The following is a 26,052-nucleotide window of genomic DNA, read 5'->3' as shown; positions in this document are numbered from 1 at the left end:
AGGTGAACGTGACCGTCCAGGACGTCTTCATCCCGGGTGATGACGACGACAACGACGACAAGAAGGAGTCCCGCGTTGAGTAACACACTCGTCGGTGCGCTGATCGGCGCCATCCTCGCCGTCGTGGCACTGCAGTTCGGGTTCTGGGGCTTCGTCCTGGTGATCGTGTTCGGTCTGGTCGGTGCCCTCGTGGCCGCGATCACGACCGGGAAGATCGACCGCGGCGCCCTGACCGACGTGCTGACCGGACGCCGGAGCTCCCGGTGAGCGCCGGCCCGGTAGGAGTCGACGCGACTGCCGTCCCGGGCCGCGTCGAGATCACCGCACGAGCGCTCACGGCGCTGGCGCGGGCAGCCGCAGCCGAACAGCTCGGCGTGCCCGCGAAGCGTCTGCGCGTGGGACTCGACGACGACCGGGGGTCCATCGTCCTCGACGTCACGGGTCCCGTGCGCGAACAAGCCGACATCGTCGCCGCGGCCGCTGCCGCCGCTGACGCGGTGGGTCGCAGGGTGGGCGAGTTGGCGGGCCGTCACGTGGGTCGGACCCACATCGAACTGACCGGGATCGTGCGTGCGCACGAGGGCCGGGTCCGGTAGGAGACAGAGCACATGAGCACCGAACAGCTCGAGAAGCGGCTGCGTCGTCGCAGCATCCACCGGTCCCGGTCCACCGCGGTCGCGATCACCCTGGTCGTCGTCGCACTGGTCGCGGCGTGGATCGGCACCGAAGCGGTCCTGAAGGCCATCGGGCAGCAGCCGCTGCTGGCGGACCCGCAGACCGTGGTCGACACCGCCCTCACGCCCGACGCCGCGTTCACCACCATCATCGAGGTCATCGCCGCCGCCCTGGTGATCCTCGGCATCGTCCTGGTCGTGCTGGCCCTCAAGCCCGGCCGGCAGCCCCGGTCCGGGATCGACCGTGACCGCGGTGCGGTCGTGATCGACACCCGCATCCTGGCCTCCACCGCCGCGAACGCCGCCGCCCACGCAGCAGGCGTCCCGGAAGCCAACACGACCGCGTCCGCTCGTGGGCACCGCACCCAGGTGCACGTGGTGCCCCTGTCCGGCATCCCCGTCGACGCCAGCGCCGTCGAGCACGCCGTCGGGGACCGGCTCGGTCGCCTCGGCGGCAAGCACGGCTCGTCGGTGCAGGTCACCGTGGAACAGAAGGGAACCCTGGCATGACCACCACCAACCGCGGCGTCAACCGGGTCCTGCTGCTCCTGATCGGCCTGATCGCCATCATCGTCGGTGTCACCATCGGCGCCGGGGTCCTGCAACCCGTCCGCGACGCCCTCCAGCCCTACCTGACGCTGCCGCAACAGGTCACCGTGCCCGACCAGGCACTGTGGATCATCGCCGCGGTCTGCGCGGTGGTCATCGTCCTCGCCGTGATCGTGGTGTTCACTCGCGGTGGCGGCGGCACCAGCGTCGCGGTCCGGGAACGCTCCGGCGAGGACCAGGTCACCGTGAACGTCGCCCTCGTGCGCGACGTCATCGACCACGAACTCACCGGCGTCCACGACATCGTCGCCGCGAAGGTCGACACGTACCTGGTCAAGAAGACCCGCGCCGCACGCATCCGGGTCCACGTCCGCCGCGGCGGCGACGCGGTCACCGTCCTCGACGCCGTCGACCACGCCCTGACCACCCTCGACCAGACCCTCGGCCGACAGATCCCGGTCCTGGTCCACCTCACCGGCGGCACCCGCACCGCACTGGCACGCACCACCCGCGTCCAGTGACGCCACCCGGCGGACGACGCCGGACACGAACGCACCACCAGCACCACCGCAACCCGGTCGGACGAGGCAGATCGAGCCTCCCGACCGTCACCACCGGGCACCAGCCCACGAGAGAGAAGGGAACCCACCATGGGACTCGACGACAAGATCAAGAACGCCGCACAGGACCTGACCGGCAAGGCCAAGGAGGCCTTCGGCAACGCGACGAACAACGACGAGAAGGTCGCAGAGGGCAAGAAGGACCAGGCCGCTGCGAGCGCCAAGCAGACCGGCGAGGACGTCAAGGACGTCTTCAAGTAACAGCGGACCACGGCCGTCGCTCCCCGAGGGGAGCGACGGCCGTCCTGTTCACAGAGGAGGAAGCCATGCAGCACGATCCGAACGCCCGGACGCAGATCACCGAGGTCGACCTGCCGCCCGAGCTGACCACCCCGCTCCCCGAGGATGCCGGGCCCCTGGTGGTCGCCGCCCGCACCGCGGCGGAGACGGCGCTCGGCGTGCCGGGCGTCCACCACCTGGGCGGGCTCGTCGCCCGCGCCGCCGACCGCGTCCGCTCGCAGCTCGGCCGCACCGCCGGAGCGCCCGGGGTGCAGGTCGACGACAACGACGGCACGCTCGACGTGACCGTGTCCGTCGTCATCAGCTACCCGCAGCCCGTCCGCGAGGTCGCCGAAGAGGTCCGCCGCCAGGTGGCCGCCGCGGTGTCGCAGCTCGGCGCCGGACAGCCCACCACGGTCGACGTCCGCGTGCTCGACGTGCACGGACCCTTCGACGACGAGCCGACCCCCGTCGACCGGGCCCGGGAGGCCGTGGGCGATGCGGTGGACCGCACGAAGGAGGCCGTCTCGGGTGCCGCGGAGGACGTCCGCGGCGGTGCCGCCGAGGTCGCCGAGCGTGCACGGGACGCCGCGCAGGACGCGGCGGGTGCCACGCGCGAGGCCGCCGGTCGCGCACGCGACGCCGCCGGCGACGCCGTCGACCGGGCACGGGAGACCGCGGGGGACCTGCGCGAGCGGGCGTCCGACGCCGTGGACACCGCGCGGGCGAAGGCGGCCGTCGCCGTCGACACGGCGCGCGAGACCGCATCCGACGCGGCGGAGCGTGCCGCGGAGAAGTCCTCCGACGCCGGCGACGCGGCGAAGCGGGCCGTCAGCGCGGCGAAGGACGCCGCGGCGGACGCCTCGCAGGAGGTCCGCGACCGTGCCTCCGGTGCTGCCTCGGCAGCGACCGACGCCGCGGCCGACGCGGGCGCAGCGGCCTCGGACGCCGCCGACTCCGCAGCGACCGCGACGCAGGACGCGGTGACCGCGACGCAGGACGCAGCGGACGGTGCACGTCGCGAGGGCAGCACCGACGCCGACGAGCCGTCGGTGGAGAGCGCACCCGCCGCGGACGAGCAGGTCGCCGACGCGCTGGACGAGGCGGCCGACCGCATCGAGCACGCCGCGGACGTCGTCCGCGACGAGGCCGACGCCCGCCACGACCAGGCCGCCGCCCACCGCAGCGGCAGCGGCGACGGCGAGGCACAGCGATGACCGCGTGGGCGGGACGCCGGGGCACCACCGCCCGGCGTCCTCGCCCGCGCGGCGTCTGGACCACGTCGGGCATCGGCATCGTGCTGGTGCTCGCCGTGGCCCTCGGCGGGTACCTGCCGCTCGTCGGGTTCCTCGGCGGCGTGACCGCCACCACAGCGGGGCTCGTGCCGTTCCCGTTCGTCCGGATCGCCCTCGTCACCGTGCTCGGCCTGGTGGTGGTCCTCGCCCTGCTGCTCTGGGCGCTGACCCGACGGCACACGGTCACGTCGGTGTTCGCCGTCGTGCTCGCGGTCCTGGTCAGCCTCGCGGTCACGGCCTACCCCGTGGTGACGATCGCCATCGCCTCGGCGGACCGCGCGGGCGACGTGTGGCCGATCGTCACCGAGCTCTGGCAGCGCTTCACCGGCTGACGGTCCGCCCACCCGACCGACGGCCGGTCAGTGTCCGGCGGCGGCCGCCAAGCGGGCCAGGCCCTCGTCGATCGTGATCGTCGGGGACCAGCCGAGGTCGTGGCGCGTCCGTCGCTGGTCGAACCAGTGGGCGGTGGACAGCTGCTCGGCGAGGAACCGCGTCATCGGCGGCTCGTCCGCCCCCGGACGCACACGCCACACCGCCTCGACCACGGACCCGGCTGCACGGGCGACGGCGGCGGGCACGTGCAGCCGCGGTGCAGGGACGCCGGACGCGGTGCAGATGCCCGCCAGGAGCTCCCCCACCGGCCGCGGCTCTCCGTTCGTCACGACGTAGGCGTTGCCGTGCACGGCGTCGTCCGCCGCGTGCTCGAGCGCAGCGACCATCGCCGAGGCCGCGTTGTCGACGTAGAGCGTGTCGATGAGCGCGGCGCCCGAGTCGAGGAGCGGCAGCCGACCGGCACGTGCCCGGTCCACGATGCGTCCGACCAGCTGCGTGTCGCCCGGTCCCCACACCAGGTGCGGGCGGACGGCGACGACCGCGAAGCCCGGCTCGTCGGCCGCCAGCGCGAGGAGCTCCGCGGCGCCCTTCGTCCGCGCGTAGTGCCCGCGGGCGGCCATCGGCTCGGCGGGGTCGGCAGCGGCGCCGGCCAGCGACGACCCGGTGTGCGCCACGGACGGCGACGACACGAAGACGAAGCGCCCCACCCCGGCGGCCCGCGCGGCGTCGAGCAGCGCGCTCGTCCCGGCGATGTTGACCCGCGCGAAGTCGGCCGGGTCCCCGGCGAGCGAAACCTTCGCCGCCAGGTGCACCACGGCGTCGACGCCCTCGACCGCGCGCGCGACCGCAGCGGTGTCCGTCATCGTGCCGAGCGAGTCCTCCACACCGTCGACCTGGGACGGCCGACGCTGGAACGTGCGGACGTCGTACCCGGCGTCCCGGACGGCAGCGGCGGTCGCCCGACCGAGGAAGCCGCTGGCACCGGTGACCAGGACCCTCACGGGCGGGTCATCCGGCCGCCGCCGAGCACCGTCGTCGCCCATCGCGACAGCCGGGCGCGGTCGACCTTCGAGTTGTGCCGGACGTCCGTCGGCAGCACCGGGACGACGAGCACCGCGGCGAGCGGGACCCCGGCGGCGGTGCGGACGGCGGCGGCGAGCTCGGCCGACGCGAGGCCGGGACGCCGGGCCGCGGGGACCGTCTCGACCACGGCGACGACCTGCTGGGTGCCGGACGGTCCGGTGCCCGCGATGCCGGCACGGCCGACGCCGTCGACGCGCTCGACGCGCTGCTCGGGTCCGACGGGTGTCACGACACCGTGCGGGGTCGTCACGACGTGCTGGAGCCGGCCCTCGATCCACAGGCGCCCGTCGGCGTCGAGGTGCCCCACGTCGCCGGTGCGGTGCCCGCGCGGGTCGTCGACCCCGAGCCGCGAGACGCGGTCCGTGCGCCAGAGTCGGTCGTAGTGGTCGCGGACGTGCGGGGCCGCGACGACAACCTCGCCCGTGACGCCGGCCTGCTCCGTGAGGTCTCCGGTCGGTGCGCCGTCGGCGTCGAGCGGCGCGATCCGCACGCGCACACCGACCGCCGGTCGACCGACGCAGATGCCGTCGTCGGGAGCGGAACCCGCCGACCGGACGCCGTCCAGGTCGACGTCCGTCATGAGCAGGCCCTCGGTCATGCCGTAGGGCGTGTGCGCCGCTGCGTTCGGCATGAGGTCGGTGGCCGCCCGGAGGAGCGCGGCGGGCACCGGTGCCCCCGCGGACAGGAACAGACGCACCCGACCGAGGGCATCGCGGTCGCCGGCCGCCAGCGCCGGTGCCGTCGCGACGACGTTCGCCAGCGCTGCGGGTGAGAGGAACACCACGGTCGCGTCCACGGCGGCCACCGCGTCGGCCACCGCCGACGCCGTCAGCGTGCGCGGACGGGTGACGTCCATGTCCGGGGCCACCGACCGGGCACCGAGGGCGGGACCGAGCAGGGCGAACGGCGCGAAGCCGGCGACCAGCCCCGTGCCGACGCCGACGCCGTACTGCGCCGCGAGGACGTCCCGCACCGCGGTGAGCTGCCCGTGCGTGTAGACGACGCCCTTGGCCGGACCGGTCGAGCCCGAGGTGAACAGGACGGCCGCGGGTGCGTCCGGCGACGGTGCAGCGGGCAGGTCTGCTCCGGCTGCGAGTCGTCGGGCGCCACGTCGGGCGACCTCGGTCAGGGTGTGCTCCACGCCGAGGACCGCTCGCGCGGGGGCCGGGAGCGCGACCGTCGCGATGCGTCGACCCGGCCACCCGAGTGCGCGCGCAGCTCCGAGACCGGGCAGCGCCCCGATCACCCAGTCCGGCCGGGCGCCGCGGACGGCACGGGTGAGCCCGCGCAGACCGAGGCCGGCGTCCGCGACGACGACCACGGCACCGATCCGGACGCAGGCGTACAGGACGGCCGTCAGGTCGGCCCCTGGCGTGACGAGCAACGAGACGCGGTCGCCGGGACGCACGCCGAGGTCGGCGAGACCGACGGCGACCTCGCGGACACGGCGGGCGAGCAGCCGCCACGAGACCGTCCGCGGGCCGCCGGGAGCGGCCATCTCGACGAGCGCCGGGCTCGCGTCGTCCGCGAGGTCGTCGAGGGCTGCCCAGAGCGGTCGGTCGGTCGCGGGGCCCTCGGTGGTCGCGCCGGTCGCGTCGCTCGCGTCGGCCGTCCGGGCGTCGGCCGTCCGGGCGTCGGCCGTCCGGGCGTCGGCCTGGAGGCTCGACTCGCCGCCGCCGGGCGCGTGCCCGTCCGGCAGGCGGTCGCCGAGCCAGTCGAGCACCGTGCCCGCGACGTCGGCGTCGTCCGGAAGCAGGTGACCGGCACCCTCGAAGCGGTGCACGTCGGCGTGCGGCAACCGGTCGGCCAGGTCGTCGAGGTACCGCTCGAGGAACACCGGGTCACGCGGTCCCCACATGACGAGCGCCGGGACCTCGAGAGCCGCGACACCGGCCGCGATCCGGTCGAGCTCGGTCGCGCTGGGGTGCGCGGCGTCGACGGGGATGTCCGCCACGAACCCGCCGATGCCCCCGCGGCGGGCTGCTCCGCGGTACGGCGCCCGGTAGGCGTCGGCGGTCGGCCGGTCGAGCGTCGGGTGCGCGATGGCGAGCGTCGTCTCGAGGAACGCGGGCGTCAGGACGGTGCCGCGACCGAGCACGCCGGGACGCAGGGCCAGCCGCAGCGGTGCGGGGATCGGGGCGTCGTCGGGCTGGTGCACGGCGGTGTTGCACGTCGCCACGCCCACGACGAGGTCGGGGTGGTCGACCGCCCAGCCGAGCGAGACGACGCCGCCCCAGTCGTGCCCGAGCGTGACGACGGGTCCGGCGAGTCCGAGCTCGTCGGTCAGGGCGCCGAGGTCGCGCACGCGGTCGGCCAGACGGTGCTGGTCGGCGGTGCGCTCCGAGAAGCCCATGTCGAGCTGGTCGACGGCGATCACGCGCCAGGCCGGGCCACCGGCCCGGGCGACGCTGAGCGTGCGGGCCGCGACGGACCGCCAGAGGTAGGACCAGGTGGGGTTGCCGTGCACGCAGAGCAGGGTGCCGACCGGGGTGACGCCGAGTGCCTCGAGCTGACCGGCCGTGTCGAGGAGGTGCCAGGTGCGCGCGGGTTGGTGTGTGCCTCCCGGCCGGCCGTCCGGCGACTCGGGGACGGTGACCAGACGGGACCAGGCCGGGTCGAGTCCGGGCAGGGGCGGCGGGAGCGTCGCCGGGGACGTGCTGGCAGCGACGCGCGGGAGGCCGGACCTCACCAGCGCAGTTCCATCATCGCCGTGTTGATGCCGGAGCCGACGCCGCCCAGGAAGACGCGGTCACCGCGGGTGATGCCGCCGCGGTCGACCTCGTCGGCCAGGGTGATCGGGATCGACGCCGGGCCGACGTTGCCGTAGCGCTGGTAGGTGGTCGGGACCTTCGTGCGCGGGATGCCGATGGCCTCGACGAAGGCGTTCGTGTGCACGTCGGAGACCTGGTGGAGCACGTAGCGGTCCATGTCCTGCCAGTCGAAGTGCGAACGCGCCTCGGTCCAGGCGGCGACGACGAGCTCCATGCCGCCCTTCAGCAGCATCTTCGCGTCGGTGAACATGCCGTCCACGCTGCCGACGCACAGGTCGTACCACTGCGTCGCCGCGCGGGTGACGCCGCCGATGATGCGGTGCCCCTCGGGGTGGACGTCGGACGGGCCGAGCACGGCGGCCGCGGCGCCGGACCCGAGGGTCAGGCTCGCGAACTCGCTCATGAAGTCCTTGCGGTTCCGACCACCCTGGTTCAGGCGGTCGATCGTGTTGAGCTGCACCTGGTCGGCGTCCTCGCCGTCCACGATGAGCGCGTACTTGATCTGCCCGGAGTCGATCATGCCCGCGGCGACGCTCATCGCGTTGACGAAGCCGAGGCACGCGTTCGCGATGTCGAAGTTGATGGCCGACGTCGGCAGCCCGAGCCCGTGGTGCAGGCGGACGGCGACGCTCGGCTCGAGGTGCGGACGGGTCACCGAGGTGTTGATCAGCAGACCGACGTCCTCCGGGCGGATGCCGGCCTCGGCCATCGCGCGACGGCCGGCGTCGATCGCGGCGTCCTGGAAGGTCTGCCCCTCGCCCCAGTTGCGGCGTTCGGTGACACCGGCGACCCGCTCGAGCAGACCGGTCGGGAGACGGAGCCGACGCAGCGCCCCGCGGAGCTTCGCCTCGATGTCCGCGGAGGTCGTCACACGGTCCGCGACGGTCGTCGCCACCGACAGCAGCGACACGTTCTGGTGCTTCGCCGTGGCGTTGCCGGGGCGCTCCGGTTCGCTGCTCGTCGACTGGTCGACCGGTCGTTCCGTCATGATCGTCACCGACACATACTTCCGCATCCGACCTGGATGTGCGATCCGGGTGCGCTGGGCGGCACCGGTCAGGCGTCCTTCGGCAGCTTGCGGACCTTCGACCGGCGACGCCGACGGTCCGGGATCATCGACCGCATCTCCTCGAGCTTGCCGAAGCAGAGCAGGCGGTCGCTGGCCTGCAGCTCGACGCCGCTGCGGGGGTTCGGGATCACCGAGGCGCCGCGGTGCAGGGTCAGGACCGTGATGTCCCGGTCCCAGAGCCCGGACTCCTTGATGGTCTTGCCGACCAGGTCCGCGTTCGTGTGCACGAGGAGCTCGGCCACGCCGTAGCCGGTCGAGACGCTGAGGCGCTGACGGACGTCGATCTCCGGGAACGCGACCTGGTTGCCGATGAAGTCGATGATCGCGCCGGCGACGTCGAGACCCGTCGCACGCTCGATGCCCTCGAGCCCCGGCGAGGAGTTGACCTCCATGACGAGCGGTCCGTCGTTGCCCTCGAGCATGTCGACGCCCGCGACGCGGAGCCCCATGATCTGCGCCGAGCGCACCGCCGCCTCCTCGTACTCGGGGCTCAGGGTGACCTTCTCGACGGTGCCGCCGCGGTGCACGTTCGAGCGGAACTCGTCGCCGGAGGCACTGCGACGCATCGCAGCGACGACCCGGTCCCCCACGACCAGCGCACGGATGTCCCGGCCCCGGCTCTCGGAGATGAACGCCTGGATGAGCACGTTCTGCTTCGTGGAGTGCAGCGTCTCGACGATCGACTCGGCGACCTTCGCCTCGGGTGCCAGGATCACGCCGATGCCCTGCGTGCCCTCGAGCAGCTTGATGACGACCGGCGCCCCACCGACGCTGTCGATCGCCCCGCGGACGTCGGCACGGCTGTTCACGAACGTGGTCGCGGGCATGCCGATGTGGTGGCGGGACAGGATCTGGTTCGCCCGGAGCTTGTCGCGCGAGTTCGTGATGCCCGTCGCCGTGTTCGGCGTGTAGACGTCCATCTGCTCGAACTGCCGCACCACCGCGGTGCCGTAGTAGGTGATCGAGTTGCCGATCCGCGGGAGCACGGCGTCGTAGTCGCTGAGCAGCTTGCCCCGGTAGAGCAGGTCGGGCTCGTCCCCGGACAGGTCGATGGCGAACCGCAGGGTGTTGAGCACCTTGACCTCGTGGCCGCGATCGACCGCGGCGGCACGCAGACGCTGCGTCGAGTACGCGTGCGGGGCGCGCGACAGGATGGCGAGTTTCATCGGGGTTGCTCCACGGGGTCGAGACGTCGACGGCGACGCTCAATCAAAGCATGCGACAGGATGGGCACATGGCCCGGAACCCGACGATCGCAGGATGGCGTGAGTGGGCTGCCCTGCCCGGGCTGGACCTGCCCTGGATCAAGGTGAAGCTCGACACCGGGGCGCGGAGCTCGGCACTGCACGCGTTCGACCTCGAGGAGCTCCCCGGCGACCGCGTCCGCTTCTCGGTGCACCCGTGGCAGGACACCGACGCCGACGCCGTCACGCACGAGTGCGACGTGCACGACCGACGGATCGTCCGGAGCTCGACGGGGCACACGCAGGAACGCATCGTCGTGCTGACGCCGATCACGCTCGCGGGTCGCACGATCGACGCCGAGGTCACGCTGAGCAACCGCGACCAGATGGGCTTCCGCATGCTCGTCGGCCGCGAGGCGCTGCGCCAGGGCTTCCTGGTCGACCCCGCGCGGTCGTTCATGGCCGGCCGGGCCCCGAAGGAGATCCGGCGGCGCAACCGCGGTCGCGCCTGAGGCGCGGGGCCGCGCGTTCCGCACCACGGCGGACGGGAGGCGCGGGGCGGGTCGGATCCGCGCCTCCCGTCCGCCGCTCGGGTCGCGCTCCGCAGCCCGGATGACGCTCCGTGACGACGCCCGTTCCCCCGCCGAGGTGACGTGCCTACGCTCCACGCACCGGCCCAGTCGCCGGCGTCCCGGACCCGAGGAGACCGACGTGACCGACCAGACCATCGCCCGCCAGGTGGACGACTTCAACCAGGGCTTCACCACCCAGATCGGCCCGGAGCTGTCCGCGGTCTTCGACGGCGAGCAGGCCGACCTGCGCGCCTCGGGGGTGCCCGACGGGGTCGTCGGTGTCGGCGAGACCGCCCCGGACGCGCGACTCGTCACCCCGACCGGCGACGAGACGTCGTTCGCCGCCGTCCGCGGCTCCACACCGACCGTCGTCGTCTTCTACCGCGGCGCCTGGTGCCCCTACTGCAACATCACGCTGCGCACCTACCAGCAGGAGCTCCTGCCGGCGCTGCGGGAGCGGGACGTCCAGCTCGTCGCGGTCTCGCCGCAGACTCCGGAGGCCGCCGAGCAGTCGATCGCGAACGGGGAGCTGGAGTTCCCGGTGCTGACCGACCCGGAGAACGTGCTCGCCGGACGCTTCGGCATCGTCACGGAGCCGAGCGACGCCGCGCGGGCGGCGCACACGCAGCTCGGGTTCGACGTCGCCGACAGCAACGCCGACGACACCGCGGCGATCCCGTTCCCGTCGGTCTTCGTGATCGACGCGGACGGCGTGGTCCGCTCCGCTGACGTGCACGTCGACTACACGACGCGCACCGAGGTCGCGGACGTGCTGACCGCGGTCGACGCCCTGGTGGTCCCCGCGCCCTGACCGGCCGCTCGGCGCGGAGCCGACCGGGGCGGACGGGAGGCGCGGGCCGGGTGACGGACGTCCGTCACCCGGCCCGCGCCTCCCGACCGCACCGCGGCGCGGCCGTCAGGGCAGGAGTGCGGACGCGACCGCGCGTGCGGTGGCGGAGTCCGCAGCGGGGTCGCGCAGGCGCATCGCCAGCGCACCCGAGACGACGAGCAGCAGCTGCTCGGCGAGCGCCGGGGCACGGTCGCCGACGAGCGGACGAGCCGTCTCCGTCAGCCGCCGTCGCAGGGTGTCGGTCTCGCGGTCGAGGACGGCGCGCAGGTCCTCCGGGGCATCGACGTACTCGGCAGCGGTGCCGAGGAAGGCGCACCAGCGGGAGCCCGTCGGGGTGGACCGGTACTCGTCGAGCGCGTCGAACACGGCGAGCAGGCGGCCGCGGTCGTCGGTCGCCCGCTCGAGGGCACGGTCCCACGTCGCGACCCAGTCGTCGTGTCGTCGGTCGAGCGCCGCGGCGACCAGGGCCTCCTTGCTCGGGTACCCGCGGTAGAGCGTCGCCGACGACACCCCCGCGCGTTCGAGCACCGCGTCGACGGGGGTCGCCGCGATCCCGCGGGTGAAGAACAGTTCCTCGGCGGCGTCGAGCACCCGTTGCTCGGTCCCTGGACGCATCGCCATGCAGCCAGCCTAGGGTCGCAGAAGTGAAACGATCGTTTTCGTTACCGACCTCCGTCCTGCTCGCGAGCGGGCTGGGGCTCGTCGCTGCGACCTACGGCCTGGTGCGCCTGGCGTTCGGGCTCTTCCTGCCGGACGTCCAGCGCGACCTCGGCTTCGGCGCGGACGTCGGCGGTGCGGTGTCCTCGGGCGCCTCGGTCCTGTACTGCACCGGTGCCGTCGTCGGGTTCCTGCTCGCGGGCCGCGCCGCCCGGTGGCTCGTCGTGGGCGCGGCGCTCACCGCAGGCCTCGGCGCGATCACGACGGCGGCGAGCGCGACGACCGTCGTGTTCGGGGTGGCCGCCGTGGTGGCGTCGACCGGGGCCGGGCTGGCGTCGCCGGCGATGGTGCAGCTGGTCGCCGGCCGGCTCGACGGCGCCGCTCGCGACCGGGCCCAGGCTGTGGTGAACTCCGGGACGGGCCCGGGGCTCGTCGCGGCCGGGGTCCTCGCGCTCGTGCTGCTGCCGGACTGGCGCACCGCCTGGGCCGCCGCCGGCGTGGTCACGCTGCTGGTCGGTGCGGTGGTGTTCCTCGCGGCCGGGCGCGGGGCACCGGACGCGCGCTCCGCCCCGGCTCAGAGCTCCGCACTCCGGCACCCCGCGGTCCGGCGCTCCGCGCCCCGGCGCCCCGCGCTCCACGCGGCGCTCCCGGGCCGGTCGTGGTTCGGCGCACAGGTCGTGCCGGTCGTGGTCGCGCTCCTCTTCGGTGCGGGCTCGGCGGTGGTCTGGACCTACGGCCGCTCGGCGCTCGTCGGAGCCGGCGTGCCGAGCGGACTGACGGTCGTCGCGTGGATCGCGCTCGGCGTCGGCGGGGCCTCGGTCGCGGTGACGGCGCGGTGGACGAGCAGGCTGCCCGCTGCCCGCCTGTGGCTGTTGACGACGACGCTCGCCGCCGTCGCGGTGCTCACGCTCGGCCTGCTGCCCCACGTCGTCGGGGCCGCACTGGTGGCGTGCGCGCTGTTCGGGTGGGGCTACACCGCGGCGACGGGCGCGCTCATCGCCTGGACGACCGAGATCGACCAGGGTCACGCGGCCGCGGGCACCGCGCTGCTCTTCGTGGTGCTCGTCGCCGGCCAGGCACTCGGGGCAGCGGCGGCCGGCGTGCTGGTCGGGCCCGCGGGCACGGCGACGACCTTCACCGCGGCAGCCGCCGTCGTGGCGGTCGCTGCCACCACACCGCTCGTCGTCGCCCGGCGGGACCTGCGGCCGGCGGCGCCCACCCGGTAGCGTTGCCCGCATGGGGTGGACGAGGGAGGGGTGGGCCCGGTTGCCCGTCGGACCGCGGGAGCACCGGCAGGACGCACTGCTCGCGCTCGTGCTCGGCGTCGGGTTGGCCGTCACGACCACGCTGTACGGCGCCGCGGGCGTCTACGAGGACGACCAGGCGCCGTGGTGGGTGTCGGCGCTCATGGTGGTCGCGAACGCCGCGCCGATCGCGTTCCGCCGCCGCTGGCCGATGACCGTCGCCGTCGTGTCCGCGCTGGCGTTCACCGCGACACAGCTGCTCCACGTCCCCGAGATCATCCTCGTCAACTTCACCCTCTTCATCGCGCTGTACACGGTCGGGGCGTGGTGCTCGGACCGGATCCGCGCCGAGGTGGTCCGCTGGGTGATCATCGGCGGGATGTTCGCGTGGGTGTTCCTCGCGCTCTCGTTCGGGTGGGCGGTGCCGAACGCGCTGCCGAACGACGACGACGCCCTGATCCCGCCGTACATCGCGTACTCGCTCGTCAACATCCTCATCAACGTGCTGTACTTCGGCGGCGCCTGGTACGCCGGCAACCGCGCGTGGGCAGCCGCGGTGGCCAAGCACGACCTCGCCGAACGCACCGCGGAGCTCGCCGCCGAACGAGAGCGCACGGCTGCCCAGGCGATCACCCTCGAGCGCGTGCGGATCGCCCGCGAGCTGCACGACGTCGTGGCCCACCACGTGTCGCTGATGGGTGTCCAGGCCGGAGCCGCCCGACGCGTGGTCGGCCGCGACCCGGAGCAGGCGACCGCCTCGCTCACGGTGGTCGAGGACAGCGCACGCACCGCGGTCGAGGAACTCCGCCGCATGCTGGGGACCCTGCGCGAGGACGACCCCGGCGCGAGCGCGACCGACACCGCGCCGAGCACGGCCGGGCTCGGTCGGATGCCGGAGCTGGTCGACGCCGTCCGCTCCTCGGGCCGGGACGCCGGGCTCGTCGTGGTCGGTGACGAGCGCTCGGTGCCGCCGACCGTCGGGGCCGTGGCGTTCCGCATCGCGCAGGAGGCCGTGACGAACGTCGTCAAGCACGCCGGCCCCACCGCCCGCGCGGACCTGCGCCTGCGGTACCTCGACGACGGCATCGAGGTCGAGGTCGCCGACGACGGACACGGCGCCGGCGCGGTCCGCGACCCCGCCGGCAGCGGGCTGGGCCACGTCGGCATGCGGGAGCGCGTCGCCGCCGTGGGCGGTCGCATCGAGATCGGGCCCCGCGCCCGGGGAGGGTACCTGGTACGGGCATGGCTGCCGACGACCTGACGATCGTGCTCGCGGACGACCAGGACCTGGTGCGTGCCGGCTTCCGCGTCATCCTGGAGTCCGAGCCGGGCTTCCGCGTGGTCGGCGAGGCCCCGGACGGCGGCGCCGCGGTCGACGCGGTCGTCGCGCTGCGACCCGACGTCGTGTGCCTCGACGTCCAGATGCCCGGCGTCGACGGGCTCGAGGCGGCACGACGCATCGGCGCGCTCCCGGACCCGCCGGCGGTGCTCGTGCTCACCACGTTCGACGACGACGACGCCCTGTTCCAGGCGCTCGAGGCGGGGGCGAGCGGGTTCCTGCTGAAGAACGCCTCCCCCGAACGGCTGATCGACGCCGTCCGCACGGTCGCCGCCGGGGACGCCCTGCTCGCCCCCGACGTCACGCGCCGGGTGATCAGCCGCGCGACCGCCGGGCACGGCCCCACCTGCCCCGCGCACGCCGGCCACACGGCGTCCCCGGTCGACGACGGTGCGGCCGCCATCGCCGCCGCGGGGCTCACCGAACGCGAGGCCGAGGTCCTGCGACTGCTCGCGCGCGGCTGCAGCAACGCCGAGATCGCCCGCGCGCTCTTCGTCGGCGAGGCGACCGTGAAGACGCACGTGTCGAACGTCCTGCAGAAGACCGGCGTGCGCGACCGCATCCAGGCGGTCGTGTGGGCCTTCGAGCACGGCGTCTCCTCCGCGGCCTGACGGACCCCGCTCCCCCGCGCGGTGGAGCCGGGGCGTCGGGAAGTCCCGCCTCCCGCCGGAGGTGGGCAGCGCCTCCCGGACCGTAGCGTCGAGACGTCGGCGAGGACCGCCGGCGGAAGGGGAACGGGCGATGCTCACCATCGAAGGCGTGACGAAGCACTTCGGCGACCGCCGGGTGCTCGACGACGTGGGGTTCTCGGTCGGCAGCGGCCGGCTGACCGGGTTCGTCGGCGGCAACGGCGCCGGCAAGACGACCACCATGCGGATCCTGCTCGGCGTGCTGCAGGCCGACTCCGGGCGCGTGTCGATCGACGGCACCGAGGTCGGCCCGACCGACCGCCGCCGCTTCGGCTACATGCCCGAGGAACGCGGGCTCTACCCGAAGATGCCGGTCGCCGAGCAGATCACCTACCTCGCACGCCTGCACGGTGTCGACAAGCGGACCGCGGGGCAGCGGACCACCGCGCTGCTCGAACGACTCGACCTCACGCAGCACGCGAGCGACGCCGTCGAGAAGCTCTCGCTCGGCAACCAGCAGCGCGTGCAGGTCGCCGCGGCACTCGTCCACGACCCCGAGGTCCTGGTGCTCGACGAGCCGTTCTCGGGCCTCGACCCGATGGCCGTCGACACCGTGCTCGGCGTGCTCCGCGAGCAGGCGGCGAGGGGTGTCCCGGTGCTCTTCTCGAGCCACCAGCTCGACGTGGTCGAGCGGCTGTGCGACGACGTCGTCGTGATCGCCGACGGGACGATCCGTGCCGCCGGCTCCCAGGAGGACCTGCGCCGCAGCGCCGGCCCCGCCGCGTGGGAGCTGCTCGTCGACGGCGACGTCGCGTGGATCCGCGACGAACCCGGCGTGACCGTGCGCGAGTTCGACGGCGGGTACGCGGTGTTCGAGGCCGACGAGCCCACGGCGCAGCGCATCCTGCAGCGCGCCGTCCAGCACGGCACGGTGGGCTCGTTCGCCCCGCGCGTGCCCCGTCTCAGCGAGGTCTTCCGGGAGGTCGTCCGATGACCAGCCACTTCGTCGACGCCGTCCGGCTCGTGACCGTCCGCGAGATCCAGGCCCGCGTCCGCAGCAAGGCCTTCGTGGTCTCCGCCGCGATCCTGGTGCTCGCCGTCGTCGTGTCCGTCGTCATCGCGGGCATCATCGGCAAGGCGACCGCAGACGACACCACGCCCGTCGCGGTGGTCGACGGCGTCTCGCTCCAGTCCGCCGACGGCCTCGACGTCACCCCGACCACCACCGTCGCCCAGGCCGAGCGCCTCGTGCGGAGCGGTGACGTGGACGCCGCCGTCGTGCCGTCCGACGACACCCTCGGGTACAGCGTCGTCGGGCTCGAGGACACCCCGACCGACGTCGTCGGTGCCCTCAGCGTCACCCCTGCGGTGGAGCTCCTGCAGCCCGGCACGCTCTCGGCGGGCCTGGTGTCCGCCATCGGCATCCTGTTCGGCGTCGTCTTCTTCACCTCCGCCGTGACCTTCGGGTCGTCGATCGCGCAGAGCGTCGTCGAGGAGAAGTCGACGCGGGTGGTCGAGATCCTGATGGCCGCCATCCCGGCCCGTGCCCTGCTCGCCGGGAAGGTGCTCGGCAGCAGCATCATGGCGTTCGCGCAGATCATCGCCATCGCGATCGCCGGCGCCGTGGCCCTCGCGGTCACCGGGCAGGACAACCTGTTCACGTTGCTCGGCCCCAGCGTGCTGTGGTTCGTCGGCTTCTTCGCCGTCGGCTTCGTGCTCATCGCCGCGCTGTTCGCCGCGTCCGCCGTGCTCGTGTCCCGCCAGGAGGACGTCGGCAGTGTCACGATGCCCGTGATGCTCCTCGTGATGATCCCGTACATCCTCATCGTCTCGGCGGCGGACAACGAGACGATCGTCGGGATCATGTCGTACGTCCCGTTCAGCGCGCCGATCGGGATGCCGATGCGGATCTTCCTCGGGACCGCCGAGTGGTGGGAGCCGATCCTGTCGCTGCTGCTCGTCGCCGCGTCGGTCGTCGTGGTCGTCGCCGTGGGCGCGCGCATCTACGAGAACGCGCTGCTCCGGACCGGCGGACGGGTGAAGCTGACGGAGGCGATCCGCGGCTGACGTCGCCGCACGACGGACGGGAGGCGCGGCGCCGGCTGGCACCGCGCCTCCCGTCCGGAACGCGGCCGCGCCGGGCGCGGGGCGCCCCGCACAACCAGGAGCACGTCGCGCCACGGAACCGCGCGGCGTGACGTGCCTCCCGTTGTGCGGGAGCACGTCACGCCACGCTGGCGCCGCCGGACGGGAGGCACGGTGCCGGACCGCACCGTGCCTCCCGTCCGGAACGCAGCCGCGCCGGGCGCGGGGCGCCCCGCACAACCAGGAGCACGTCACGCCACGGAACCGCACGGCGCGACGTGCCTTCCGTTGTGCAGGAGCACGTCACGCCACGCAGGCGTCGCCGACGCGACGGCGCCGCCGCCGCACGCCGGGCCCGTCAGAGCTGGCCGAAGGCCGCCTGCACGCCCAGGCTCGTCCCCGCGACGAGCACCCACAGCACGATGCCGAGCAGCATCGGCCGGAACCCGGCCCGGCGGAGCGCCGCGAAGTCCGTCGAGACCCCGACGGCCGCCAGCGCCACCGTGATGAGGAACGTCGCCGCCGTCGAGAACCCCGGGGCCGCCGCCGCGGGCAGGACCCCGGTTGTCCGGAGCAGGACCACGACGAGGAAGCCGACCAGGAACCACGGGACCAGCCGCAGCACGCGGACGCCCCCGGCGCGACCCGTACCGTCGACGGCGGCGGGCTGCGTGCGGGCTGTGCGGCGCGCCTCCAGGCCGGCGAGCCCGATCACGATCGGGATGATCATCAGGGTCCGCACGAGCTTGACGACGACGGCGGTGTCCGTCGCCTGACGGCCGTAGACCGTGGCGGTCGCGACGACGGAGGACGTGTCGTTCACGGCGGTCCCGGCGAAGACGCCGAACGCGTGCTGGGACAGGCCGAGCGCGTGGCCGACGAGCGGGAAGACGAAGACCGCGGCGATGTTGCAGAGGAAGATCGTCGACAGGGCGTAGGCGACCTCGGCGCTGGCGGCACCGACCACGGGGGTGACGGCGGCGATGGCCGATGCGCCGCAGATGCCCGTGCCGACCCCGATGAGCGTCCGGAGCGTGCTCGACACCCGGAGCAGCCGGCCGATCCCCCACGCCGCGACGAGGCACACCACGAGCGTGGTGAGCATCACGGGGAGGGTCTCGCCGCCGATGCGCAGCACCTCGCCGATCGACAGCTGTGCGCCGAGGAGCACGACCGCTGCCTGCAGGACGCGGCTCGACGCGAACTTCACGCCGGGCTGGAGCCCACCGAGGTCGGCTGCTCCGTCGTCCTGGGCCCGTCGACGCCGGACGAGCCAGCCGACCAGCGCACCGAGCAGGACGGCCGGCACCGGACCGCCGACGACCGGGACCGCGCGGCCGACCAGGGTCGCGGCGACGCCGATCACGACGGCGAGCGCGACACCGGGCAGGGCAGCGGCGAGCGCCGGGCGGGACAGGGGCATGCGGTCCAGCATCCCACCGTTCCGTGCCCAGGCGGTACGGGCAGGCTGAGGTGGTGGACCATCAGTCGGAGCCGTGGGTGCAGCGACTGCGCGACGGCGTCGTACCGCCGCTGTGGCCGTTCGTCGCGGGCGCGCTCGGCCTGTTCGCCGTCGCGGTCGGCATGCTCGTCGTCGAGGCCCGGTTCGTCGACCAGGCGTCGCTCACCGGCCGCGGCTCGATCGCCGTCCTCCTGCCGCTGCTCGGCGCCGTGGGCTGCGTCGTCGCGCCGATCAGCGCCTGGCGGGACGGACGACGGGACCGACGTGCGCTCCGGCACGCGCACGGCCACGGCCACGGCCACGGCCAGGGTCGACCGGCGTTCCACCTCCCGGTCTCCGCGCGCGGGACCATCGCCGGACAGGACCTCCCCGACCCGCGCATCGCGCTCGTCACCGTCGACCGGAGCGGGCTGCTCGGCTGGTCCCCCGTGTCACCCGACCCGGTGGTGACGATCCCCTGGACGCGCGTCGCACGGATCGACCTGGCCACGAAGGACCACCGCGGACGACGGAGGGACTACGGGCTGTGGCTCACGCTGACGGACGGCGGACCGTTCGTCCTCGAACCGCGTTCGGCACTCGGTCGACCGTTCAGCGCGTCCCAGCCCCGGCTCGACGTCCTGCGGGACGTGCTGCGGGCGCTGCGCCCCGGGTCAGGGCCCGGGTCCGGGTCCGGGTCCGCCGGTCGACGCGGAGCACCGCGCTGAGTGACAGGGCGGCGGGACGTCACCGGGCGGGCGGGACGTCTCCGGACATCTCAACGCGACCGGCAGCGTCGTCCCACGTGTACGTCGCGGTCGCTCGGCCGGAGGGGTCGGCGTTGCTGTCCGCACCCTGCGGGTAGCGGTACTCGACGCGGATCGTCCCCGCGGACTCCCGCGTCACCTGCGGGACGAACGGGTACTGCTCCTTCGTCGCCGTCCCCAGGTACGTCCCGTCGTGGAAGAGCAGGATCGCGACCGGCGAGCTCGCGGTGCCGTCGACGACGCTGACGGTCACCGCGGACAGCGCGGCGCAGCCGTCGTAGACCGAGGTGTCGGCGTTCGACGCGTCCCACCGCGCCGACTCGAGGCCGGCGGGCAGCGGGAGGTCGGCGATCGGACCAGCGGCGGCGGCGGCCCCGTCGGACGGTCCGCAGGAGGGTGTCACGGTCGGCGTCGACGACGGGCCCGGGGTCCCGCTGCCCGTCGTCGACGACGAGGACGACGCCGAGTTCGAGGGCGTGACCGTCCGCGTGACGGTCGCGGTCGGGCCACCGGCGCCCCCGCCGGTGCACCCCGCGAGGGCGAGGGACGCCCCGGCGACGATCAGGAGCAGGCCGGCGGGACGGGAGTGACGTGTGGTGCGCATGGGACCACCCTGCCCGCCGCGCTGCCCGGATGTTCATCCCCCGACCGCACCGACGCCTGGAGACCCCACCGCCTGTCGGCGTACCATCCAGGCGGAAGCAAGGGCGGTTCCGAACACCTCCCGAGCACCGACCTCACGGGCCGGTCGAGTCAGACACAGATCAGAGCACGCCGTGACCGAACACCTCATCGAGTACGTCGCCCGCGACCGGACGGGCATCACCACCGTCGTCACCACGACCGGTGTCTTCGACGTCGACACCGTCATCGACCACATCCGCGCCGGGCACGCCGGCTACTACGTCGCGGCCGATTCGTGGAAGCGGACGCCGGTCCGGAGCATGTCGTTCATCGGCGGTTCCTACCTGTTCGCGAACTGGGACGGCTCGAAGCGGAACATGCTCCACGACCTCGCCTTCCGGATGCCGACCCGCGCGGTCGAGGTCGTCCAGCAGCCGCGGCGCTCGTGGCGACTGACGCGCGCCCTGCGCGGGCTGTTCTCACGGGCGGCCTGAACCGCCCGTACCCGGCTGCGGACGGACGGGAGGCTCGGTGCCGGTCGGCACCGAGCCTCCGTTCCGTCACGCCCCGCCTCGCGGGCCGCGCGGCTCGTCGTCAGACGTCGCGCTTCTTGACCGCGGCCAGGGCGAGGACACCGATCGCGACGACCCACGCTGCCAGGACCCCGCCGCCGGCCCAACCGTTCAGCACGACGCCCTCGGGTGCGGGCTGGCCCGCGGACCGCTCGTAGGTGTAGAGCTGGCTGCCGGCCTGGTCGGGCAGGAAGCGGGACACGTCGAGGAGCCACTGCTGGTCCACCAGCCCCGCGAAGAGCTGCAGCACGATCGGCAGGACGAGCAGCACGCCGAGCGCGATCGCGATGCCACCGGCGCTCGACCGGACCAGGAGGCCGATGCCGAAGGCGAGCAGTGCGATCCCCGTGACGTAGACCGACGAACCGAGGATCGGCATGAAGACGGCGGGGTCGGCCAGGTCGGCGTGCACGCCCTTGTCCGCCTGGAACAGCGCGACGAGCACGACCCCGATCCACGTCGCCGCTGCACTGACCACGAAGGTGGCCACGGCGAGGACGACGGCCTTGGCGAGGATCGCGCCGGTGCGCCCGGGGTCGGCCGTGAAGGTCGAGCGCACCTGCCCGGTGCCGTACTCACCCGTGATGATGAGGACACCCAGGACCGCGGCGACCAGCACGGTGAAGCCGACCGACGAGATGCTGAGGTTGACGATCTGGGCGTTCGCGACCGCCTGGGTCACCTCGGCGCCCTCGGGCAGACCGACGATCGGCGCGTAGAGCCCGAGCAGCGCACCGAGCCCGATGGTCAGCGCGACGATGATGGCGTAGCACCACCACGTCGACCGGATGCTGCGGAACTTGATCCACTCGCTGCGGACGAGTCGACCGAACCCGAGTCCGACGCGGTCGGGCATCGCGGTGGCCGTCGCGGCGCTCATCGTGCGACCTCCGCCTGGTACTCGACCTCGTCCTTCGTGAGGGCCATGTACGCCTCCTCGAGGCTCGCACCCATGGGGGTGAGTTCGTGGAGCACCGCGCCGGCCCGGGCGGCGATGGTGCCGATCTGCTGTGCGTCGGGACCGACGACCACGAAGGCGCCGTCCTCGCGCGGGGTGATCGACGACGCCGCTGATCCCACGGCATCGAAGAGCTGGTCGGGGTGCGGGGTCCGGACGAGGGTCCGTGCGCCGCCGCCCTGTCCGCTGCCCGCGACGAACTCCGCGATCGGGGCGTCGGCCAGGACTTTGCCGCGGCCGAGCACGACCACGCGGTCGGCCGTCTGCGCCATCTCGCTCATGAGGTGACTGGAGAGGAAGACCGTGCGTCCCTCGGACGCCAGGTGCCGGGCGAGCTGGCGCACCCACACGACGCCGTCCGGGTCGAGGCCGTTGACCGGCTCGTCCAGGATCAGGGTCCTCGGGTCGCCGAGCAGTGCCGCCGCGATGCCGAGCCGCTGCCCCATGCCGAGGGAGAACCCGCCGACGCGCTTCTTCGCGACCGACTCGAGGCCGGTGAGCTCGATCACGTGGTGCACGCGGGACTTCGGGATGCCGTGCGTCGCCGCGAGCGAGAGCAGGTGGTTGTACGCGCTGCGCCCGGAGTGGACGGCCTTCGCCTCGAGCAGCGCGCCGACCTGGCGGAGCGGGTCGCGGAAGGACCGGTAGTCCTGGCCGTTCACCCGGACGCGTCCGGACGTGGGCGTGTCGAGGCCCATGATCATCCGCATGGTCGTGGACTTCCCGGCGCCGTTCGGCCCGAGGAAGCCGGTGACGCTGCCGGGACGGACGACGAAGGAGATGTCGTCGACGGCGGTCTTGGCGCCGTAGCGCTTGGACAGATGCTCGATCTCGATCACGTGGTCCACGCTATTTCCGGAACACCGTCGAGCGCGTCCCCCCTGGGGCGGAGACCCGGGGTCATCCCGCAGGAGGACGCCGCGCTGGAAGGACACCCGGACGGCGCACCAATCCGGCTGCGCACCTGCTCCGAAACCCCTGTACGACGACGACGCTGCCCCTGCGCGGTGACCCGGAGACGCCGTCGTGGAACGCATTCGGAAGGACCGCACCATGACCAGCAACGCAGCATCACCCCGTACCGGTTTCGCGTCGACCCTCGTCCAGAAGGGCGCACTGCTCTTCGGCGTCGTCTTCCTCATCGTCGGCATCGCCGGGTTCATCCCCGGACTCACGATGGACATGGGCACGCTGTCCTTCGCGGGCAACAGCTCGATGGCCATGCTCCTCGGCCTGTTCCAGGTGTCGGTGCTCCACAACATCGTGCACCTGCTGTTCGGCATCGTCGGCCTGCTCGCCGCCCGTTCGGCCGCGGGCTCGCGCTCGTACCTGCTCATCGGCGGCATCGTCTACGCCGTGCTGTTCGTCTTCGGCCTCTTCGTCGCCGGCATGGCCGGGGCTGCGAACTTCGTCCCGCTGAACAGCGCCGACAACGTCCTGCACGCCTTCCTCGCCGTCGCGATGATCGTCCTCGGCGTGCTCCTGCCCCGCGCCGGACGCACCACCCGCTGACCGACCCCGGTGGACCGCCCGGTGCTGGGCGGTCCACCGGACCAGCGGTGGCCTCCCCGGGGATCAGGGGTCATCGGACGCCTCCGTCGCAGCAGCGGCGGGGGCGTCGTCGTGTCCCCGGCGAACCCGGCGCAGCGCCGACCGCGCGCGCCAGAGCCGCAGCGCCGACCGCGCGCGCGTCAGAGGCGCAGCGCCGACCGCGGGCGCGTCAGAGGCGCAGCGCGAGGGCGTTCGCGGTCAGGCCGGCAGCCGTCCCGCAGAGCAGCACGGTGTCCCCGCGCCGGAGCCGACCGTCGTCGAGGCACCGCGCGAGCATGAACGGCACCGACGACGAGACCGAGTTCCCGAACGCCGCGACCTCGTCGACGTACTTGTCCGTCGGGATCCCGAGCCGGCGCATCGCGAGCCCGATCGCGCCGCTGGCCTGGTGCGGTACGACCAGGTCGACGTCGTCCAGCCCGAGACCGCTGCGCTCCCAGAACCGCGCGAAGAACCCGGGCAGGACCCGGAGCATCCCGGTCAGGGCGCGCCGGCCGTGCATGTCGAACAGGTAGTCAGCGGGGTCGCCGTCGGCGTACTGCTGCGCCGGGTACCGGGACAGGCCGCCCCGGAGCTCGGTGTCGTGGGCGTGCTCCGGCCAGGTCTGCTGCAGCGCCGACAGCACCCCCTGCGTCCCGTCGCCGCGCGTCAGCACCACCGCGGCCGCAGCGTCGGAGAACAGCTCGGCGGACTCCCGTTGCGCCGGGTCGAGGAAACGTGACCCGACGTCCCCGGAGACGATGAGCACCCGGTCGTGGTCGCCGTCCTCCAGGTAGCGGGAGGCGATGTCGAGTGCCGTGATGAAGCTCGTGCACGTCGAGTTCACGTCGAACGCGGCCGCTCGGGCGTCGGGCGCGACCCGCTCCGTCACGAGTGCCGCCGTGCAGGGGATCGGCTGCACGCCGGCGGCGCAGGCGGCGATCACGAGGTCGAGGTCGGCGGCGTCGATGCCGGCGTGCTCGATGGCTCGGGACGCTGCCGTGGCGAGCATGTCGAGGTGCGACACGTCGTCGGCGATGCGGTACCGGGTGACGGTGCGGGCACCGCTGCCGTAGGTGACCGTCCGGTCCGGCAGTGCCGTCCCCCACCCGGCGATGGCGCAGTGCTTCATGGTCCCCCTCGGTCCTCGTCGTCGTCGACGAGCAGGTCCACCCCGGTCCGGTGCTCGTCGTGGCTGAACAGCAGTCTGACACCTGCGCGCTCGAGGGCGAGCAGGCGCTCGGCGGTGTCGCGCTGCGATCGGGCGTCGTGGGCGACCGCACGCGGCAGGAGGCGCAGGTCGCGCTCGCGTCCGAGCAGGTCGCGGCTCCAGGCAGCGTCGCCCGCGAGCAGCACACGGTCCTCGACCAGGAGGCCGAGGTGCCCGTCGGCGTGCCCGGGCAGCCGGACGAGCCGCGTGCGACCGTCGCCGAACGGGTCGGCCGTCGACAGACCGACCGCGGCGAGCGGCCCGGTCGGGGCGGGGCCGAAGGCGCTGTCCGGGACGACCTGCAGCCGGTCGACGAGCCCCGCGGGCAGCAGCCCCCGCAGCTGCCCGGCGAGCACCCGCGGGCGGGCGGTGCTCCGGGCCACGCCCTCGGAGACCAGCACCCGCGCGTGCGGCACGGAAGCCAGCCCGCCGACGTGGTCGGGGTGCAGGTGCGACAGGACGACGTGCGTGACGTCGTCCGTGTCGATCGCGTCGGCGAGTGTGCTGCCCGGGGGGACGACGGGCGGGAGCAGGCGTCGGTACAGCCACCCGGCGGCACCCGTGCGCCACGGCAGGGGTGCGTACCCGGTGTCGAACAGCACGGAGCGGTCCGGACCGGACCAGTGGAAGACGTTCGCGGGGAAGACCCGACGGCCACGGGGTGCACCGCGGAGCAGACCGTGCACGTCGTGGGTCGTCCACCCGCAGGCGGCAGCGCGCAGGGTACCGACCGGGCGCTCAGCCACGCGGCTGCCCACCGAAGCGCCGGCCGGCGGTCGCGTAGCTCGCGAGTGCCTCGTCGAGCCCGACGACCGGCTGGTAGCCGAGCACCTGCCGGGCCCGGGTCAGGTCGAGGGTCTGCGAGTGCGTGATCGTCGTCACCGTGTACCGGGTGATGGGCGGCTCGGGCTGCCCGGGCAGCACCGTGCACACGGCCTCGAGCACGGTGGCCAGCGCGGACACCGGCCCGGCCGGCAGGTGCAGGTGCCGCGGCCGGACCCCGAGTCCGGTGAGCAGCTGGTCGAGGAGCTCGACGAACGGACGCGGGTCCCCGTTCGTGATGTTGAACGCCAGCCCGGCGGCCCCGGGCACCTCGGCCGCGAGCCGGACGGCGTGCGCGACGTTCTCGACGGCGGTCAGGTCGACGAGTCCGCGTCCGCCGCGCAGGAGGGGCACGCCGACCCGTTCGTGCACACGGAGCAGCCTCGGGACGAGTCCGGTGTCGCCCGCACCGATGATGCCGCGCGGCCGCAGGACGACGATCTCGGGTCCGTCGGGGTCGCCGGTCGCGGCGCGGAGGAGCGCCTCGGCGTGCAGCTTCGAGCGGATGTAGTGGTTCATCGGGCGGCTCGGGTCGACCTGGTCCTCACGGATGTCGAGCCGGTCGCGCGGTGCGGCGTAGATGCCGGGCGACGACACGTGCACGAGCCGCCGCGCCCCGACGCGACGTGCGTACTCGAGCACCCGGGCGGTCCCGGTGACGTTGGCGTGCTCGAAGGCCGACCACGGGCCCCACGGCGAGCTGAGCGCCGCGCAGTGCACGACGACGTCGGCGGGGACGTCCGCGCGGGCGAGGTCGTCGAGGTCGCCGACGTGGACGTCCCCGGCGGGCAGCGCCGATGCCCGCCGACCGGACGCCGTGACGCGGTAGCCGTGCTCGCGCAGGGTCCGCACGACGTGACCGCCGACGAACCCGCTCGCCCCCGTGACCAGCGCGCGCTCCCCGGTGCCTGCTCCCCCCATGCCCCAGATCCTACGAGCCCGGCAGGAGCCGACG

At 73.8% G+C, this 26,052-nt stretch carries 29 protein-coding genes; 17 read left to right on the top strand and 12 right to left on the bottom strand.

Going from position 1 to position 26,052, the window contains the following annotated elements:
* Positions 1-75 precede the first annotated feature (75 nt).
* The 7 genes from ACIP6W_RS16190 to ACIP6W_RS16160 all read left to right on the top strand — a co-directional run bounded on the left by ACIP6W_RS16190 (position 76) and on the right by ACIP6W_RS16160 (position 3,689).
* Positions 76-267 carry a DUF2273 domain-containing protein gene (locus ACIP6W_RS16190; protein WP_066656066.1) on the top strand — a complete coding sequence of 64 codons (192 nt, stop codon included), beginning with the start codon at positions 76-78 and terminating at the stop codon, positions 265-267.
* A complete protein-coding gene (locus ACIP6W_RS16185; RefSeq protein WP_066653408.1) occupies positions 264-596 on the top strand; it encodes a hypothetical protein in 333 nt (110 codons plus the stop codon). The genes ACIP6W_RS16190 and ACIP6W_RS16185 overlap by 4 nt, the downstream gene beginning before the upstream one ends.
* A gap of 12 nt (positions 597-608) precedes the next feature.
* Positions 609-1,184 carry a DUF6286 domain-containing protein gene (locus tag ACIP6W_RS16180; protein ID WP_066653411.1) on the top strand — a complete coding sequence of 192 codons (576 nt, stop codon included), beginning with the start codon at positions 609-611 and terminating at the stop codon, positions 1,182-1,184.
* A complete protein-coding gene (locus tag ACIP6W_RS16175) occupies positions 1,181-1,744 on the top strand; it encodes a hypothetical protein (RefSeq protein ID WP_400430450.1) in 564 nt (187 codons plus the stop codon). Before ACIP6W_RS16180 ends, ACIP6W_RS16175 begins: the two co-directional genes overlap by 4 nt.
* 129 nt (positions 1,745-1,873) lie before the next feature.
* Positions 1,874-2,044, top strand: coding sequence for a CsbD family protein (locus tag ACIP6W_RS16170; protein WP_066656081.1), 171 nt, complete (start codon positions 1,874-1,876; stop codon positions 2,042-2,044).
* A 65-nt stretch (positions 2,045-2,109) separates the two neighbouring features.
* A complete protein-coding gene (locus tag ACIP6W_RS16165) occupies positions 2,110-3,279 on the top strand; it encodes an Asp23/Gls24 family envelope stress response protein (RefSeq protein ID WP_251155790.1) in 1,170 nt (389 codons plus the stop codon).
* Positions 3,276-3,689 carry an MFS transporter permease gene (locus tag ACIP6W_RS16160; protein ID WP_251155789.1) on the top strand — a complete coding sequence of 138 codons (414 nt, stop codon included), beginning with the start codon at positions 3,276-3,278 and terminating at the stop codon, positions 3,687-3,689. Before ACIP6W_RS16165 ends, ACIP6W_RS16160 begins: the two co-directional genes overlap by 4 nt.
* Positions 3,690-3,716: 27 nt before the next feature.
* Here the strand turns inward: ACIP6W_RS16160 and ACIP6W_RS16155 are convergent, their stop codons facing one another.
* From ACIP6W_RS16155 to rimK, 4 genes are all read right to left on the bottom strand, one after another.
* On the bottom strand, positions 3,717-4,691 hold the full coding sequence (locus tag ACIP6W_RS16155; RefSeq protein ID WP_400430448.1) for an NAD-dependent epimerase/dehydratase family protein: 975 nt from the start codon (positions 4,689-4,691) through the stop codon (positions 3,717-3,719).
* Positions 4,688-7,462 (bottom strand): alpha/beta fold hydrolase, encoded by a 2,775-nt coding sequence (locus ACIP6W_RS16150; RefSeq protein ID WP_400430446.1) that lies wholly within the window; start codon positions 7,460-7,462, stop codon positions 4,688-4,690. The genes ACIP6W_RS16155 and ACIP6W_RS16150 overlap by 4 nt, the downstream gene beginning before the upstream one ends.
* Positions 7,459-8,532, bottom strand: a complete 1,074-nt coding sequence (locus ACIP6W_RS16145) for a 3-oxoacyl-ACP synthase III (RefSeq protein ID WP_066658652.1) — start codon at positions 8,530-8,532, stop codon at positions 7,459-7,461. Before ACIP6W_RS16145 ends, ACIP6W_RS16150 begins: the two co-directional genes overlap by 4 nt.
* Positions 8,533-8,600: 68 nt before the next feature.
* Complete coding sequence (gene rimK, locus ACIP6W_RS16140) at positions 8,601-9,779, bottom strand: 30S ribosomal protein S6--L-glutamate ligase (protein WP_058727301.1); 1,179 nt, start codon at positions 9,777-9,779, stop codon at positions 8,601-8,603.
* 68 nt (positions 9,780-9,847) lie between these two features.
* On the opposite strand from rimK, the gene ACIP6W_RS16135 reads away from it, so the two are divergent.
* Complete coding sequence (locus ACIP6W_RS16135) at positions 9,848-10,309, top strand: RimK/LysX family protein (RefSeq protein ID WP_066656091.1); 462 nt, start codon at positions 9,848-9,850, stop codon at positions 10,307-10,309.
* A gap of 199 nt (positions 10,310-10,508) precedes the next feature.
* A complete protein-coding gene (locus ACIP6W_RS16130) occupies positions 10,509-11,180 on the top strand; it encodes a peroxiredoxin-like family protein (protein WP_209685816.1) in 672 nt (223 codons plus the stop codon).
* A 105-nt stretch (positions 11,181-11,285) separates the two neighbouring features.
* Here the strand turns inward: ACIP6W_RS16130 and ACIP6W_RS16125 are convergent, their stop codons facing one another.
* Complete coding sequence (locus ACIP6W_RS16125; protein ID WP_066656095.1) at positions 11,286-11,840, bottom strand: TetR/AcrR family transcriptional regulator; 555 nt, start codon at positions 11,838-11,840, stop codon at positions 11,286-11,288.
* A 23-nt stretch (positions 11,841-11,863) separates the two neighbouring features.
* On the opposite strand from ACIP6W_RS16125, the gene ACIP6W_RS16120 reads away from it, so the two are divergent.
* From ACIP6W_RS16120 to ACIP6W_RS16100, 5 genes are all read left to right on the top strand, one after another.
* A complete protein-coding gene (locus tag ACIP6W_RS16120; RefSeq protein ID WP_400430443.1) occupies positions 11,864-13,102 on the top strand; it encodes an MFS transporter in 1,239 nt (412 codons plus the stop codon).
* 10 nt (positions 13,103-13,112) lie between these two features.
* Positions 13,113-14,381, top strand: coding sequence for a sensor histidine kinase (locus ACIP6W_RS16115; protein ID WP_400430441.1), 1,269 nt, complete (start codon positions 13,113-13,115; stop codon positions 14,379-14,381).
* On the top strand, positions 14,363-15,070 hold the full coding sequence (locus tag ACIP6W_RS16110; protein WP_066656102.1) for a response regulator transcription factor: 708 nt from the start codon (positions 14,363-14,365) through the stop codon (positions 15,068-15,070). The genes ACIP6W_RS16115 and ACIP6W_RS16110 overlap by 19 nt, the downstream gene beginning before the upstream one ends.
* 130 nt (positions 15,071-15,200) lie before the next feature.
* Positions 15,201-16,082, top strand: a complete 882-nt coding sequence (locus ACIP6W_RS16105) for an ABC transporter ATP-binding protein (RefSeq protein WP_209685826.1) — start codon at positions 15,201-15,203, stop codon at positions 16,080-16,082.
* Entirely contained in the window at positions 16,079-17,155 is a 1,077-nt protein-coding gene (locus tag ACIP6W_RS16100; protein WP_400430439.1) for an ABC transporter permease, read from the top strand. The genes ACIP6W_RS16105 and ACIP6W_RS16100 overlap by 4 nt, the downstream gene beginning before the upstream one ends.
* Before the next feature lie 376 nt (positions 17,156-17,531).
* Here ACIP6W_RS16100 and ACIP6W_RS16095 read toward each other — a convergent pair whose 3' ends face one another.
* Positions 17,532-18,596: a YeiH family protein gene (locus ACIP6W_RS16095; protein WP_251155784.1), complete on the bottom strand. Its 1,065-nt coding sequence runs from the start codon at positions 18,594-18,596 to the stop codon at positions 17,532-17,534.
* Between the two features lie 53 nt (positions 18,597-18,649).
* Between ACIP6W_RS16095 and ACIP6W_RS16090 the strand changes: the two genes are divergently transcribed.
* Positions 18,650-19,342 (top strand): hypothetical protein, encoded by a 693-nt coding sequence (locus ACIP6W_RS16090; protein WP_400430436.1) that lies wholly within the window; start codon positions 18,650-18,652, stop codon positions 19,340-19,342.
* Between the two features lie 19 nt (positions 19,343-19,361).
* Here ACIP6W_RS16090 and ACIP6W_RS16085 read toward each other — a convergent pair whose 3' ends face one another.
* Positions 19,362-19,985, bottom strand: coding sequence for an LppP/LprE family lipoprotein (locus ACIP6W_RS16085; protein WP_066656113.1), 624 nt, complete (start codon positions 19,983-19,985; stop codon positions 19,362-19,364).
* Between the two features lie 172 nt (positions 19,986-20,157).
* Between ACIP6W_RS16085 and ACIP6W_RS16080 the strand changes: the two genes are divergently transcribed.
* Entirely contained in the window at positions 20,158-20,499 is a 342-nt protein-coding gene (locus ACIP6W_RS16080) for a hypothetical protein (protein WP_066656115.1), read from the top strand.
* Between the two features lie 100 nt (positions 20,500-20,599).
* Here the strand turns inward: ACIP6W_RS16080 and ACIP6W_RS16075 are convergent, their stop codons facing one another.
* Complete coding sequence (locus ACIP6W_RS16075) at positions 20,600-21,457, bottom strand: ABC transporter permease subunit (RefSeq protein ID WP_066656118.1); 858 nt, start codon at positions 21,455-21,457, stop codon at positions 20,600-20,602.
* The gene (locus tag ACIP6W_RS16070; RefSeq protein WP_209685835.1) at positions 21,454-22,374 is read right to left on the bottom strand and encodes an ABC transporter ATP-binding protein; all 921 of its coding nucleotides are present in this window, start codon (positions 22,372-22,374) and stop codon (positions 21,454-21,456) included. Before ACIP6W_RS16070 ends, ACIP6W_RS16075 begins: the two co-directional genes overlap by 4 nt.
* A 214-nt stretch (positions 22,375-22,588) precedes the next feature.
* Between ACIP6W_RS16070 and ACIP6W_RS16065 the strand changes: the two genes are divergently transcribed.
* Positions 22,589-23,047 carry a DUF4383 domain-containing protein gene (locus ACIP6W_RS16065; RefSeq protein WP_400430434.1) on the top strand — a complete coding sequence of 153 codons (459 nt, stop codon included), beginning with the start codon at positions 22,589-22,591 and terminating at the stop codon, positions 23,045-23,047.
* A 208-nt stretch (positions 23,048-23,255) separates the two neighbouring features.
* Here ACIP6W_RS16065 and ACIP6W_RS16060 read toward each other — a convergent pair whose 3' ends face one another.
* Genes ACIP6W_RS16060 through ACIP6W_RS16050 form a run of 3 tightly spaced genes read right to left on the bottom strand, consistent with a single transcriptional unit; the run spans position 23,256 to position 26,018 of the window.
* Positions 23,256-24,197, bottom strand: a complete 942-nt coding sequence (locus ACIP6W_RS16060) for a 3-oxoacyl-[acyl-carrier-protein] synthase III C-terminal domain-containing protein (protein ID WP_066656122.1) — start codon at positions 24,195-24,197, stop codon at positions 23,256-23,258.
* The gene (locus ACIP6W_RS16055; protein ID WP_209685839.1) at positions 24,194-25,021 is read right to left on the bottom strand and encodes an MBL fold metallo-hydrolase; all 828 of its coding nucleotides are present in this window, start codon (positions 25,019-25,021) and stop codon (positions 24,194-24,196) included. The genes ACIP6W_RS16060 and ACIP6W_RS16055 overlap by 4 nt, the downstream gene beginning before the upstream one ends.
* Positions 25,014-26,018, bottom strand: a complete 1,005-nt coding sequence (locus ACIP6W_RS16050) for an NAD(P)-dependent oxidoreductase (protein ID WP_209685841.1) — start codon at positions 26,016-26,018, stop codon at positions 25,014-25,016. Before ACIP6W_RS16050 ends, ACIP6W_RS16055 begins: the two co-directional genes overlap by 8 nt.
* Positions 26,019-26,052: the final 34 nt, after the last annotated feature.

Source organism: Curtobacterium sp. NPDC088465 (assembly GCF_044753165.1).
Classification (GTDB): Bacteria; Actinomycetota; Actinomycetes; order Actinomycetales; family Microbacteriaceae; genus Curtobacterium.
Note: the sequence above shows the minus strand (reverse complement) of the source record. Positions and strands in the feature narration are given on the sequence as shown.

Excerpts from the sequence above, each read along its gene's own strand:
- ACIP6W_RS16180 (WP_066653411.1), top strand. The coding sequence starts at position 609 with ATGAGCACCGAACAGCTCGAGAAGCGGCTGCGTCGTCGCAGCATCCAC.
- ACIP6W_RS16175 (WP_400430450.1), top strand. The coding sequence starts at position 1,181 with ATGACCACCACCAACCGCGGCGTCAACCGGGTCCTGCTGCTCCTGATC.
- ACIP6W_RS16170 (WP_066656081.1), top strand. The coding sequence starts at position 1,874 with ATGGGACTCGACGACAAGATCAAGAACGCCGCACAGGACCTGACCGGC.
- ACIP6W_RS16165 (WP_251155790.1), top strand. The coding sequence starts at position 2,110 with ATGCAGCACGATCCGAACGCCCGGACGCAGATCACCGAGGTCGACCTG.
- ACIP6W_RS16160 (WP_251155789.1), top strand. The coding sequence starts at position 3,276 with ATGACCGCGTGGGCGGGACGCCGGGGCACCACCGCCCGGCGTCCTCGC.
- ACIP6W_RS16145 (WP_066658652.1), bottom strand. The coding sequence starts at position 8,532 with ATGACGGAACGACCGGTCGACCAGTCGACGAGCAGCGAACCGGAGCGC.
- rimK (WP_058727301.1), bottom strand. The coding sequence starts at position 9,779 with ATGAAACTCGCCATCCTGTCGCGCGCCCCGCACGCGTACTCGACGCAG.
- ACIP6W_RS16135 (WP_066656091.1), top strand. The coding sequence starts at position 9,848 with ATGGCCCGGAACCCGACGATCGCAGGATGGCGTGAGTGGGCTGCCCTG.
- ACIP6W_RS16125 (WP_066656095.1), bottom strand. The coding sequence starts at position 11,840 with ATGGCGATGCGTCCAGGGACCGAGCAACGGGTGCTCGACGCCGCCGAG.
- ACIP6W_RS16115 (WP_400430441.1), top strand. The coding sequence starts at position 13,113 with ATGGGGTGGACGAGGGAGGGGTGGGCCCGGTTGCCCGTCGGACCGCGG.
- ACIP6W_RS16110 (WP_066656102.1), top strand. The coding sequence starts at position 14,363 with ATGGCTGCCGACGACCTGACGATCGTGCTCGCGGACGACCAGGACCTG.
- ACIP6W_RS16105 (WP_209685826.1), top strand. The coding sequence starts at position 15,201 with ATGCTCACCATCGAAGGCGTGACGAAGCACTTCGGCGACCGCCGGGTG.
- ACIP6W_RS16100 (WP_400430439.1), top strand. The coding sequence starts at position 16,079 with ATGACCAGCCACTTCGTCGACGCCGTCCGGCTCGTGACCGTCCGCGAG.
- ACIP6W_RS16095 (WP_251155784.1), bottom strand. The coding sequence starts at position 18,596 with ATGCCCCTGTCCCGCCCGGCGCTCGCCGCTGCCCTGCCCGGTGTCGCG.
- ACIP6W_RS16085 (WP_066656113.1), bottom strand. The coding sequence starts at position 19,985 with ATGCGCACCACACGTCACTCCCGTCCCGCCGGCCTGCTCCTGATCGTC.
- ACIP6W_RS16075 (WP_066656118.1), bottom strand. The coding sequence starts at position 21,457 with ATGAGCGCCGCGACGGCCACCGCGATGCCCGACCGCGTCGGACTCGGG.
- ACIP6W_RS16065 (WP_400430434.1), top strand. The coding sequence starts at position 22,589 with ATGACCAGCAACGCAGCATCACCCCGTACCGGTTTCGCGTCGACCCTC.
- ACIP6W_RS16060 (WP_066656122.1), bottom strand. The coding sequence starts at position 24,197 with ATGAAGCACTGCGCCATCGCCGGGTGGGGGACGGCACTGCCGGACCGG.
- ACIP6W_RS16050 (WP_209685841.1), bottom strand. The coding sequence starts at position 26,018 with ATGGGGGGAGCAGGCACCGGGGAGCGCGCGCTGGTCACGGGGGCGAGC.